Annotated in this window: 10 protein-coding genes; 6 read left to right on the top strand and 4 right to left on the bottom strand. The window is 42.7% G+C overall.

Translation table 11 applies throughout. From position 1 onward, the window contains the following. Positions 1-109 precede the first annotated feature (109 nt). Positions 110-373 carry a GrxA family glutaredoxin gene (locus tag OCU87_RS11545; RefSeq protein WP_048900199.1) on the bottom strand — a complete coding sequence of 88 codons (264 nt, stop codon included), beginning with the start codon at positions 371-373 and terminating at the stop codon, positions 110-112. Positions 374-568: 195 nt separating this feature from the next. Then, positions 569-1561: a porin gene (locus OCU87_RS11540; protein WP_062690775.1), complete on the bottom strand. Its 993-nt coding sequence runs from the start codon at positions 1559-1561 to the stop codon at positions 569-571. Positions 1562-1898: 337 nt separating this feature from the next. Here OCU87_RS11540 and OCU87_RS11535 point away from each other — a divergent pair, with 337 nt between their 5' ends. The 3 genes from OCU87_RS11535 to OCU87_RS11525 all read left to right on the top strand — a co-directional run bounded on the left by OCU87_RS11535 (position 1899) and on the right by OCU87_RS11525 (position 5165). Further along, positions 1899-3089: an iron-containing alcohol dehydrogenase gene (locus OCU87_RS11535; RefSeq protein WP_062690776.1), complete on the top strand. Its 1191-nt coding sequence runs from the start codon at positions 1899-1901 to the stop codon at positions 3087-3089. A gap of 5 nt (positions 3090-3094) precedes the next feature. Beyond that, entirely contained in the window at positions 3095-3820 is a 726-nt protein-coding gene (gene nfsA, locus OCU87_RS11530) for an oxygen-insensitive NADPH nitroreductase (RefSeq protein ID WP_261857194.1), read from the top strand. Between the two features lie 133 nt (positions 3821-3953). Beyond that, positions 3954-5165, top strand: coding sequence for a coiled-coil domain-containing protein (locus OCU87_RS11525; protein ID WP_062690778.1), 1212 nt, complete (start codon positions 3954-3956; stop codon positions 5163-5165). 142 nt (positions 5166-5307) lie between these two features. Here OCU87_RS11525 and OCU87_RS11520 read toward each other — a convergent pair whose 3' ends face one another. Next, on the bottom strand, positions 5308-6474 hold the full coding sequence (locus OCU87_RS11520) for a Card1-like endonuclease domain-containing protein (protein ID WP_062690779.1): 1167 nt from the start codon (positions 6472-6474) through the stop codon (positions 5308-5310). A gap of 490 nt (positions 6475-6964) precedes the next feature. Between OCU87_RS11520 and treR the strand changes: the two genes are divergently transcribed. The 3 genes from treR (at position 6965) to treC (ending at position 11407) form a co-directional block, all read left to right on the top strand. Next, positions 6965-7909 carry a trehalose operon repressor TreR gene (gene treR, locus OCU87_RS11515; protein ID WP_062690780.1) on the top strand — a complete coding sequence of 315 codons (945 nt, stop codon included), beginning with the start codon at positions 6965-6967 and terminating at the stop codon, positions 7907-7909. Positions 7910-8149: 240 nt separating this feature from the next. Beyond that, positions 8150-9580 (top strand): PTS trehalose transporter subunit IIBC, encoded by a 1431-nt coding sequence (treB, locus tag OCU87_RS11510; protein ID WP_062690781.1) that lies wholly within the window; start codon positions 8150-8152, stop codon positions 9578-9580. A gap of 129 nt (positions 9581-9709) precedes the next feature. Then, positions 9710-11407: an alpha,alpha-phosphotrehalase gene (treC, locus tag OCU87_RS11505; protein ID WP_261857193.1), complete on the top strand. Its 1698-nt coding sequence runs from the start codon at positions 9710-9712 to the stop codon at positions 11405-11407. A 140-nt stretch (positions 11408-11547) separates the two neighbouring features. Here treC and OCU87_RS11500 read toward each other — a convergent pair whose 3' ends face one another. Next, the gene (locus tag OCU87_RS11500; protein ID WP_062690782.1) at positions 11548-12192 is read right to left on the bottom strand and encodes a LysE family translocator; all 645 of its coding nucleotides are present in this window, start codon (positions 12190-12192) and stop codon (positions 11548-11550) included. Between the last annotated feature and the right edge of the window lie 189 nt (positions 12193-12381).

Raw genomic sequence — 12381 nt, 5'->3', positions numbered from 1 at the left:
AACAGAGAGCAAAAAGCCAGTCATGAGACTGGCTTTGACATGTCGTAATTTAAGGTTTTACTCTCATGAGAGTTTTACCTTGTTACGCAGCGATATTACGCCAATATGATTATTGGAAAAGATCCAAGTTTTCTTTTGCGTATGCTTCAAATTCAGTACAACCACCGATGTGCTCTTGATCAACGAAGATTTGTGGCACAGTTTCTACTGGCTTACCCACTGTTTTTTCAAGGTCAGCTTTGCTGATGCCTTCAGCATGAATATCTACGTAGCGGTAGTTAAAGTCTTCACGGCTTTCTTTTAGGTTTTCAGCTAGATCTTTAGCTCGAACACAGAATGGGCAACCAGGACGACCAAAAATAACAACGAACATACACTCTCTCCTTAAATCAATTATGTTTACTATATCGTGGCTCATGGCATTGAGGAAGTGGGATTTATCGCTTGATGTGATAGATAAAACCGATTGATGGTAAATTCTTCGATGAGGGTTGTCTTTTTGTGCATGCATAAATGTAAAAACCGAGCGCTAGGCTCGGTTCTGAGAGGTATTAGTGCTGCATTCAACTTAAAAGTCGTAACGAATACCTGCTTGTAGCTCATCATTGTTTGCTGACTTGTCAGTATTCTTGTCTAATTGGTTAAATTTGTAGCCTGCATAGGTACGTAGGTTGCTGTTGATTTTGTAGATACCTTCAATCGCGATGTAATCTTGATTATCTGTTTTCTTACCATCAACTTTGGCTTGTTGTTTGTTATACACGCCTTGGAAGATAAACTGATTCAGTTGATAAGCCGCAGCCAGTTCGTAGCCTGTTAGGTCTGTTTTAGTTGAACCTGTTTCAGATTTACCGCCTGCGTATAGACCCGATACCATGAAGTTTTCCAAGCTATAACGTGCAACAAGGTTATATTGGTTTACGTCTGTATCACTCCCTTCTTTACCACCGACATAGCCAGCACCTAGGTCTAGTCCAAATGGTAATTCGTATACTGCTGACAGACCATAACTGCTGGTGTCTTTTAAATCTTTATCGTTAACAATGTAGTTCGCAGTAACAGTGAGTGCGTCGAAGTTACCTGAGTACATAAAGTTATTTGATTTTTTGTCACCATTGCCTGAAATCAGATCTGCCGCATCACCACCAAATGTTGCCAAAATATCGGTAAAGTCGGTAAGAATAACTTGTGCCGAGTCTTGCTGACCGTAAGAAAAAGCCCCAAAGTTTGTGTCTAAACCTGCGAAAAGGTATCGAGTATCGATTGCTTGGCCTTTGCCATCTTTTACTTCTAATTCGTAGGTACCAAATGCCGTCAGGCTATCAGTAATGTCTGATTTACCTTTTAGGTTAATACGAGCACGCGATTTATCTTTGAACGTGTCCTTACCATTCTCTGTGCCATCTGATTTGTATTTGTTGTTATCTGACAGATTAAAACGTGCTTCAGCACGGCCACCCACTTTTAACGAGTTTGTGTCATCTTGGTAAACCGTTGCTGCGCTTACTGCACCTGAAGTCAGTGTTGCGAAAATTGCTGATGCCAGTACTGCTTTTTTCATCTTATATCCCCTAGAAATGTTTTTGTTAGGCGTCGTGCCTTGTTTGATGGGGCTAGGTTAGTGGGCTTAAGTGACGGTGAAATGAAAAAAACACTGCATTTATATGACACAAGATGTGCTTGGTTTGTCTCATTTGTGACTGCCCACTAGTTATTCGCAGTATGTAAGATGAACACTGAGTAAAGTTGCTTTATATCAACATGAACAGAAGTAAACCCATGCAACGTAAGCTGGCTCATGGGGATAGTTTGTAGCACTCGTATGGGGAAAATCTATTCGTATAACGCACCATAGTGGTTATATGAATGGACTTTTAAAATTGATAATAGGGGTAGCTATGTTTCAATTTATGACATCAACACGGATTGTCTTTGGTGAGGGGGCTCTGAATAATTCATTAAGTGCTTTTAACCAATTTGGTTATAGCGTTTTGCTTGTAACAGGCAAAGATTCCACGCGATCTGAGCCCATCATTAATTATATCAAGCAACAGAATATGCGTTACCAGCAAGTCGCAGTCCATGGTGAACCGTTAATTGCCATGATAGAAGAAATGGCGGCGATGGGGCGAAAATTCAGACCTGACATGGTTATTGCCATTGGCGGTGGCAGTGTTTTAGATTCGGGGAAAGCATTAGCGGCACTTATTCCTAACCAAGGCAGTGTGTACGATTATGTTGAAGTGGTTGGGCGTAATGTACCGCTCCAAGCTAAACCCTTACCTTTTATTGCCATTCCGACAACGGCAGGCACTGGGTCTGAAGTCAGCAAAAATGCGGTCCTTCGTTCAGCACAAGAAAATGTCAAAGTGAGTTTACGCAGCCCTGATATGCTGCCGGATATGGCGATTGTTGATCCCACACTGACTTACGGTATGGATCCTGTTAGTTCTGCCTGTTGTGGCATGGATGCATTTTCGCATTTGATGGAAGCTTATGTGTGTGGTGACCCAAATCCACTCACTGATATGATTTGCGAAGAGGGGCTACGTCGTTTGGCTGGGGCCATTATTCCTGCATGTGAAGACGATGATCCAAGAGCGCGCTCAGATATGGCATTTGCAGCTATGTTAGGTGGGATGGCTTTGGCGAATGCTAAGCTAGGGGCAGCACATGGCTTAGCGTCGGCACTTGGCGGGCGGTTACAAGCACCGCATGGTCTAATTACAGCGCAGCTGTCTCCGTTTGTAATGCAAGAAAATGTGCTGGCTGCTCGCGAGGCAGGACGAGCTGACGTACTAAACCGTTACCGTCAGTTAGCGTGTTTACTTACTGGTCGTATGAATGCAGAAATATCGGATGGTATTACATGGACCAAACGGACTTTACGCCGTTTGAATTTACCCGCGGTGAGTGAATATGGTTTTTGCGACACTATGTTCAGTGATGTTGCTGAAGATGCGATGTTATCGAACGCGATCAAGGGGAATCCGCTACCGCTGAATAAAGAGAGGCTATTGGGCATTTTAGAGCAAATTTGCGGCTGTTGTGGTACAAGAGTAGATCAAACAACGATAGAAAATGAGTAACAAGGATGAACCACACTATCGAGAGCCTGCTTGCGCATCGCTCTATTCGCCAATTTACACGCCAGCCGATTGAAGCGGATACGCTTGCCACAATTTTAGATTGTGGTATTGCCGCTTCTACATCTAGTTATATTCAATGCACGAGTGTCATACGGGTAACGAAAGCTGATTCGCGTGCTCAGCTCGCGACTTTTTCGGGTAATCAGCCTTATGTTGAGACTGCTGCAGAGTTCTTAGTCTTTTGTGTTGATTTTCATCGACATCAACAGATCCACCCTGAAGCTCAATTAGGTTTTACTGAACAAACGCTTATTGGCGCGGTAGATACTGCACTCATGGCACAAAATTGTTTAGTTGCAGCGGAATCTTTAGGGCTTGGTGGGGTCTACATTGGAGGTATTCGTAATAATCCAGAACAGGTTTCGCAATTATTACAGTTACCTGAACATGTAATTCCACTGTTTGGTCTATGTTTAGGGCATCCTGCGCAAAACCCAGAGCCTAAACCTCGATTACCACAAAATATGATAGTGCATCAGGAGTACTATCAAGCATCGTTAGATACTCAAGCATTAGCTGATTATGATATGAGGGTCAGTGAATACTATCGTGATAGAACGGGTGGAAGTAAAGATACAACTTGGTCTCAGCAGATCACTGATACCTTATCTAAAGAAGCGAGGCCTTTCATGCTGCGCTTTATTACAAATAAAGGCTTTAGTACCCGATGAGGGTCGGTTACTATTGTGTAAACACTATAAAAATAAACAAAAAAGTGCTTTTTTGTCTGAAATGACGATTTTTTAAGAAAAATTTCAAAGAAAACGCTTAAAAATAATAAATATTATAACAACGGATTACACTATGAACCCATTGCGTAAAGTAGCCATGTTGGCGGTATGTGCTGCTTTATTGAGTGCTTGTCAGAGCACCAGCGAACCTCAATCAGCTACGGTTGAGATTAATGCTGAAAATGCCTATCAGAATAGTATACAGCGCCATAACTCTTGGCAGAAAAAACTACAAGGAATCGAGTTTTTAGAAATTTATTCGCCTGAGAAGTTTGCCTTAATGCAATCGAGCTGGACCAAGGCGGACGGCATCTATAAAGAGCTCGTCAATAATCCCGATCTTGCCTTAAAGAGCTACTCACTCTTCTCCTCTTCGACGTATTTGGATCGTTTTAACGATGAAATCACCGTTGTTGAAACGCAAATGAAGGCATTAGAGCGCTTGAAAGAAGAAGCTGACGAGGTACTCGCGCCTGCAATGGCGCAGATGCAGTACTTAGATAGCCTAGACGCGAAGAAATACTACCGTTCAGAATACACCCGTATTGGTCGCTTGTATGCACGCTTATTTAACTACATAGATCGTGACGATGTGAGTCAAGCACGCAGCAAACAAGATGAATATTTGGAACGAGCACATAGCTTAGAAGTGAAAACAGTAAAGAAGATTTATATTGCACCGCTGGAAACTCAACTCGATCAACACCGTCGAAATGATGTGCGTTACTATGCACCACGCAGTTATAACCGTGTTGAAATCAGAATTGAATCGGGCAAAGCGACAATTGACGCAACGCCCCGTGATTTTACTGCGATTGAAGTGGCAGTAAAAGAGATTGAGTTTGAACTCGCGCATGCTGCGCATATAGCGCTCGAAGTAAATACTATGCGTGATTTGAGTAAAGATCAGCATGAAGATTATATTTTAGAAATTGAAAATAAGCTGTTACGTATATCCAAAGCGCTGAACGATCAAGATTTAAGAGATCAGCCTATTCGTACGCAAGCAACGTGGATAACCAGTAATGTAAAATCTGCACGCTTACAGTATGTTGCCAAAACGTCGTTGAAAACGAACGAGGTTAGTCAGCGTGCCACTGCGCTAGAAGCGTTAGTGAATCAACAACAAGCAGAGATTGAAGCGCTGAAGTTACAATTAGCGGATAAAGTAACGCCTTCGTTAGATGTGCCCGTTGAGCTTGATACGCAGCCTATAACGGCTTCTGCTGATGTAGATTTGCAAGACAATGAATCGTCTGATGATAGTGAATTTGATATTCAGTAAATTAAGAAGCTAACCCGATTACATTGACCTGTAGGGTTACATTTTTAACGGATTCGGTTGATAGCGAACATAAAAGAGGCTGCAGATTGCAGCCTCTGTTGTATCTGTTTTTTGCAGATCATTTATTTTTCAGTGATCAACATTAAGCGATGTTGTGTTCCCAACCGCCTGCACCTTTCAACCATTGGTGAAGGTGTAATTCAAGTTCGCCTAACTGATCAGGACCAATGATAGCTAAACCAAGGTCTTGTGCACGTACGAGATCGTGATGGCGAAGCGGACGGAAGCTCACTAGCATAGCGCGTGCTTGCAGGCCGCCAAGTAAGTCGCGTAATGACTCTAGTTTGTATAGCGTGTCATCACCATCATCGCGCATACCTTTGGTCTTACACTCAATGATATGCAGCTTGTTATTAACAACGGTTGCAACATCTAACTCGTTGCGCACTTCGCGATCACCAATCTTACGGTAAACTTGTACACCAACAGAGTGATCTTGGATAGTTGGTAAGTTATTTTGGATGACACGTACCGTACTGTGAACAAGATTTTCTAGCCATTCACCATTAGCGAAACGACGCGCTTCTTCATGCTTGAACGTAAGTGAACCGTCTTTATAAGTCGCGAGTCCAGTATCTTCTAAGTCCGCAAGCAACATACCTAATTCGCGATAGCCTTGTTGCTTTTCACTGAGTGCGACAGTAAGACATTGTTCTTTACGGCAGGTTGTCGCAAGGTAATTAAGTGTTGCTAAACCAGGGCCTAATTCGAGTGCCGAACTTGCCCAGCGTTGGCCAAGTTCACGCAATTGGTCATTAAGGGCTTCAGGAACAAGTTGCTCTGGAAGTTCGCAACGTGCACCAAAGATAGTCAGGTAATCCGTTAATTGAATACGATCTTCAACTTGCTGTTGTTCGCGGTCTGACGGATAAAGCCAGCACATTTCATCACTAAAAGGTTCGATGACATAAATGGGCCAATGAAACGAGCGGAATACTTCATAAGCAGACAGCAAGCGATGACGTAAACCACAGCTGGCGTTAAACCATACCTCAGATTGTGATTGTTTAAGCTTTTCAGCTAGCTCATTAAGGCACTGGCGAATGCAGGTGATATTGATAGAGTCAGGAATGACAAAAAATTCAGCATCAATATTACGAGGGGTTAAGATAGACGACAGGCGATTGTATTGTTCGCGCTGTGTTTCTGTGCCAATAAAGATCATTTTATTGGCGGGTACACCATGGTCTAGCAAGGGGGTTATCAACCGTACTGGGTCTTGGTCGATAATGCCAACGTGAGTAATCATAAGTTCCTACCTTTACTGTGTCTCACTGTGACTGTGGCTTATACAGTCACCAGCGGCACGAGGTGATTTTAGTTCTAATATTATTACCGTGTGGCAGCAGTGAATAGGAGATAGCCAACCAAGTTGCTTTGAAAACACCACACGGAATAGGGCAGATTTAAATCATGGTTGCTTAGAAAAACATCTTAAAGGCAATAATGTATTTAATATCGCTCAGTAAGATATGGTGTTTCATTAATCAAAATTCAAGCAATTATTGTGTAAATTAAACAATTTAATTCTGTTCCTGCTCATTGTTATAAAGTGTAAAGACTAAATCACAATCTGATGTCTTTATTGTGTAAATTTATCTACCAAATTGCGATTAAATGACACTGACACTATGGATTACCAACCCTTTTCATCTAATTGAATAAAAGTGATGGAAATCGGTTGAAATATTTAACGTGGTAACGACAATGTAGCGAAACGCTTTAGTCTGAATGATTTTATGACAAAAAAACTCACCATTCTCGATATCGCAAAATTAGCGGGTGTCGGCAAGTCGACGGTTTCTCGTGTACTCACCAATGATCCAAAGGTAAAGCAAAGTACCCGTATTAAAGTGGAACAAGTGATCCGTGATGCCGGGTTCGTACCGTCAAAATCAGCGCAAGCGATGCGCGGGGGCAGTGCGAAAGTGGTGGGCGTGATCCTGTCACGCTTGGATTCTCCCTCTGAAAATAAAGCGGTGAGCGGGATTTTAGATGTCATTTATGCCGCGGGTTACGATGCTGTCATTATGGAGAGTCAATTTTGCGTGCAGAAAACCAATGAACACCTCGATGTATTGAAAAAACGCAACGTTGATGGGGTGATTATATTTGGCTTTACTGGTTTCGATGTTCAAGCGATAGAAGCTTGGCAGCACAAAGCGGTTGTTATTGCGGTCGACACCGATGCTGTATCTTCGGTAGGGTATGACAATGTCGGTGTGATTGAGTTGGCAATGGCAAAGCTTCAGCAGCAAGGTAAGCGAAATATTAGCTTTGTTGGCGTTGATCCCAGCGACAAAACAACAGGATTAATGCGTTTAAATGCTTATATTAATTATTGCAATGCGGCGCAACTGACTCCTATGTATTGTCATGGACAATTAAGTCATGAAAGTGCGTATCAACTGACTGATTCTATTCTAACCAAAGATACAGATGCCATTGTTTGCGCCAGTGATACTTTAGCCTTAGGGGTTGCTAAGCGTTTACAAGAATGTAATCGCAGCGATGTGATGGTATCTGGTGTAGGTACCAATGAGTTACTGTCATTTATTTTCCCCAATACCTTCTCAATCGATCCCGGTTATTTTGATGCGGGTAAATCTTCAGCTAACCTACTGATTAAACAGCTTTCTGGTCAACATGTGATTACACACCTGACTCAAGAGGCACATATCTAGCCGAGATAGGCTATTTTACCCATAGTTAACTTATGCTCGTATTGTGAGCTTTCTCATATTTTGGGAATGTTCCCATTTTAAAATTAAGTCAGGTTTGTCATTATTGTCGCAGGTTGATTTGGGAATGTTCCCATTGGGGGTCGCTATAGCCCCAAGTCAAAGTAAAAGAATAATATTCACTGTGAAACTTTAGGTTTACATCTGGGCACTCGACGCCCCACATAATGAACGGATATCGATATGAGTAAGATAGACAGACAGCATATTGAACAACTCATCAAGCATATTGGCGGAAGCGAAAATATCGCAGGTGTCAGCCATTGCTTAACGCGTCTACGCTTTGTATTACAAGATAATGAGAAAGCTGATGTGAAAGCCATTGAAGGCATTCCCATGGTGAAAGGCTGCTTTACCAATGCGGGCCAATTTCAAGTTGTGATTGGCACGGAAGTGGATGATGTTTACAAACTGCTAAACGAAATGATTGGCCAATCGGGCGTGAGTAAAGACGAAGCTAAAGTAGCTGCTCGCCAGAACATGAGCTTGCTTGAGCGCAGTATCTCGCACCTAGCTGAAATTTTTGTTCCTTTATTGCCAGCCATTATCACCGGTGGTTTGATCCTCGGTTTCCGCAATGTCATCGGCGACATTAAGATGTTCGATGGCCAAACCTTAACTGAAATCAGTCATTTCTGGGCGACAGTACACTCATTCTTATGGCTTATCGGTGAAGCCATCTTCTTCTTCCTGCCTGTCGGTGTGTGTTGGTCTACTGTAAAAAAACTCGGTGGTACGCCAATTCTAGGGATAGTGCTAGGGATAACCTTAGTGTCACCTCAGCTAATGAATGCCTATTTGATAGGAAAAGAAGTGCCCGAGGTGTGGGACTTTGGTTTGTTTGTTATCGAGAAAGTTGGTTATCAAGCACAAGTGATCCCTGCGATGCTAGCGGGTATAGCCTTAGCGTTAATTGAAACTAACCTGAAGCGTATTATTCCGTCTTATTTATACCTAGTGATTGTGCCATTTGTCTCGATCATTATTGCGGTGATTCTTGCGCACGCCTTTATTGGCCCATTTGGTCGCATGTTGGGTGACGCGGTAGGTGTGGCTGCTAAAGCGGCAATGACGGGTGACTTTGCGGTTATTGGCTCCATGATTTTTGGCTTCTTGTACGCACCATTAGTGATCACTGGTATTCACCATACGACGAATGCGGTGGATTTACAGTTAATGCAAGACATAGGTGGTACACCCATTTGGCCTTTAATTGCATTGTCTAACATCGCACAAGCCTCTGCGGTTGTCGGTATTATTTGGATCAGTAAAAAGAATAATGAGCGTGAAATTTCAGTCCCTGCGGCTATTTCTGCTTACCTTGGTGTTACAGAGCCAGCAATGTACGGCATTAACTTAAAATACAAATTTCCAATGTTGAGCGCCATGATAGGTTCTGCCCTTGCTGCTGCAATTTGTGGTAGTGCAGGAGTGATGGCGAATGGTATTGGCGTCGGTGGCTTACCGGGTATTTTATCTATCCAACCGCAATATTGGATGACCTTCTTTATTGCCATGCTGGTGGCCGTGATTGTTCCAATCGTACTTACGCTTATTTTGTATAAACGTGCAGAAGCAAAGGGTGAAATTGAACAATCACCACAAACGGCTTAGCCATACCACCTGAGACCGTAATAATAAAAATACAATAACACCAATAAACAAGACTCCACATTAAGCTGCACTTTTACTAACCCAAAAGTGCAGTCCCAGAAATACAACGAATTACGTGAGCAAGTAATCATGATGACAGAGCAATATGAATGGTGGCGCACCGCAACTATTTATCAAATTTACCCAAAAAGCTTTTGTGACAGTGGGGCAAAGGGTACTGGCGATATCAAAGGGATTATTTCAAAGCTCGATTATATTAAAACGCTGGGTGTTGACGCCATTTGGTTAACGCCAGTATATGAATCCCCTATGGTCGATAATGGTTACGATATTGCGGACTATTACCGCATTAACCCAGACTTTGGCACCATGGCTGACTTTAATGAGCTGCTTAGCCAAGCGCGCCAGCGTGGTATCCGCATTATTATGGACATAGTGGTAAACCACACATCGACTGAACACGCATGGTTCAAATCGGCATTGGGTGATAAGACTAGTCCATACCGTGATTACTATATTTGGCACGATCCCGTTGATGGCGCAGAACCAACGAACTGGCAGTCAAAGTTTGGTGGTAATGCATGGGCATTAGACGAACCAACTAACCAATACTACTTACATTTGTTTGCTAAAGAGCAAGCAGACCTTAACTGGGAAAATCCGAAAGTTCGCCAAGAAGTGAAAGACGTTATTAGTTTTTGGGCCGAAAAGGGCGTCGATGGCTTCCGATTAGATGTCATTAACCTGATTTCTAAGCAGCAAGATTTCTTGAATGATGACGTTGGTGATGGTCGACGTTTTTATACTGATGGCCCACGAGTACACGAATACTTGCAAGAAATCAGCGAAGCTGTGTTTCAGAAATACGGTTCAGTGACCGTGGGGGAAATGTCTTCCACAACGCTAGAGCACTGCCAACAATACTCAGCGCACGATGGTAAAGAGCTATCAATGGTCTTTAATTTCCATCACCTAAAAGCAGATTATAAAAATGGTGATAAGTGGACCAAAGCGCCGTTTGACTTCTTACAGCTGAAATCAATCTTCAATCATTGGCAACAAGGTTTGCACGCTAATGGCTGGGGCGCATTGTTTTGGTGTAACCATGATCAGCCACGTGTTGTGAGCCGCTTGGGTAATGATGAAGAATATCGCGAGCTGTCAGCCAAAATGCTCGCAACCTCGATTCACATGATGCAAGGCACACCATATGTATATCAAGGTGAAGAGATTGGGATGACGAACCCTAAGTATTCTTCAATTGATCAGTACCGTGATGTAGAAAGCACCAATATGTATAACATAATGGTGAATGAACAAGGTGTGAGTGAGCAAGAGATGCTGGCTATTTTGGCGCAGAAATCCCGAGATAACTCACGTACCCCAATGCAATGGGATGCCAGTCCGCACGCAGGGTTTACTCAAGGAAAACCTTGGCTTGAAGTCGCCAGTAATTACGCTAGCTTGAATGCAGAGCAAGCGATTGAAGCACCTGATTCGGTTTTTCATTATTACCGTAAGCTGATTAGGTTACGTAAAGAGGTGGATGTAATCACCACGGGTGACTATACCGATTTGATGCCAGAGCATTCGCAGCTGTTTTGCTATAAGCGTCAGTCAGAAAATCAAACGTTAGTGTGCATTAATAACTACTATGGTGAATCGGTAACGTGCGAAATCCCGGCTGAGATTAAGATGGCGGAAGGGGATTATATTTTAGGTAACTACGCAGGTTTACTTGAACCTGAATGCGCACAAAAGCCAGCACAAACGCTGACACTTCGTCCTTATGAGTGCCGTGTTGTTTTTATTGATCACTCAATGTAACTGGCTCTCCATAGATTCCCCCTAACTTGACTCTTGGTTTGCACGCTCGAACCAACTGGCTGAGTAGATGTAAAAAAGGCTTCCAATCGGAAGCCTTTCGTTTTTGTTTGTTAAAATCAATATCTGCAAATAGCTGTCAATTATAGTGTTGGTGTCGGCACTTGTGATGCCAATAACCAAATGGCTAATACAAAAAAGATTAAGCCCATGAACTTGTGCTGGTTTGTGCGGAATTTTTCATTCTTTAATAATGTCTTACCCAAGCTTCCGACAGTTGTGACCAAGAACAAGTTGAACAGTAAGCCCAATACATTCAGCAGTAAACCAAGTACCAGCATTTGTTCGCCTGACGTTGCGGTTGATTGCGTTGACACAAATTGTGGTAAAAAGAGCACGAAGAAAATAAGCGCTTTAGGGTTAAGTAAGTTACTGATAACCGCACGGCGATACAAGGTTTTAGCTATGCCAGATTGTGCTTCTAATTCAGGCGCATCTGATGGAGTAGTGCGCATGCAATCCCAGCCCATCTTTAACAAATAAGCGCCGCCCATCACGCGAAGTACTTCAAGCGCAATCGGGTTCATCGCAATCAGTGCAGATACGCCCATTGCAGCCAATAGCGTTAGTAACACCCCCGACGTTGCATTACCTAAGCTGGCAAATACACCGACTTTTCGACCGTAGCTCAGACTAGAGCTCGCAATCAGTAACATATCTGGGCCAGGGATCAGCAATAAAGCGACCACCGCAGTTAAATAAACAGGCAGTATAGAAAAATCAATCATGGTGTTGGTACGTTACTGTTGTATGAATTCAGAAGGAAGGGCTGGATTCTATACTATTTGGTAGATAATTAAAGCTGCGAGGAGATCAAAATTCAGATGTTATACCTATATCTATTGTTATTAATAGTAGATAACAAATGTAATTATAGTTATGAATATGTAGCTAATTAAATGTGAGGTTGGTGAGTA

This window comes from Photobacterium sanguinicancri (assembly GCF_024346675.1).
Taxonomy (GTDB): Bacteria; Pseudomonadota; Gammaproteobacteria; order Enterobacterales; family Vibrionaceae; genus Photobacterium; species Photobacterium sanguinicancri.
This window is presented reverse-complemented; position numbering and strand designations above follow the sequence as displayed.

What these genes read in the sequence shown, in the direction of transcription:
- OCU87_RS11545 (WP_048900199.1), bottom strand. Translation starts at nt 373, where the DNA reads ATGTTCGTTGTTATTTTTGGTCGTCCTGGTTGCCCATTCTGTGTTCGA.
- OCU87_RS11540 (WP_062690775.1), bottom strand. Translation starts at nt 1,561, where the DNA reads ATGAAAAAAGCAGTACTGGCATCAGCAATTTTCGCAACACTGACTTCA.
- OCU87_RS11535 (WP_062690776.1), top strand. Translation starts at nt 1,899, where the DNA reads ATGTTTCAATTTATGACATCAACACGGATTGTCTTTGGTGAGGGGGCT.
- nfsA (WP_261857194.1), top strand. Translation starts at nt 3,095, where the DNA reads ATGAACCACACTATCGAGAGCCTGCTTGCGCATCGCTCTATTCGCCAA.
- OCU87_RS11525 (WP_062690778.1), top strand. Translation starts at nt 3,954, where the DNA reads ATGAACCCATTGCGTAAAGTAGCCATGTTGGCGGTATGTGCTGCTTTA.
- OCU87_RS11520 (WP_062690779.1), bottom strand. Translation starts at nt 6,474, where the DNA reads ATGATTACTCACGTTGGCATTATCGACCAAGACCCAGTACGGTTGATA.
- treR (WP_062690780.1), top strand. Translation starts at nt 6,965, where the DNA reads ATGACAAAAAAACTCACCATTCTCGATATCGCAAAATTAGCGGGTGTC.
- treB (WP_062690781.1), top strand. Translation starts at nt 8,150, where the DNA reads ATGAGTAAGATAGACAGACAGCATATTGAACAACTCATCAAGCATATT.
- treC (WP_261857193.1), top strand. Translation starts at nt 9,710, where the DNA reads ATGATGACAGAGCAATATGAATGGTGGCGCACCGCAACTATTTATCAA.
- OCU87_RS11500 (WP_062690782.1), bottom strand. Translation starts at nt 12,192, where the DNA reads ATGATTGATTTTTCTATACTGCCTGTTTATTTAACTGCGGTGGTCGCT.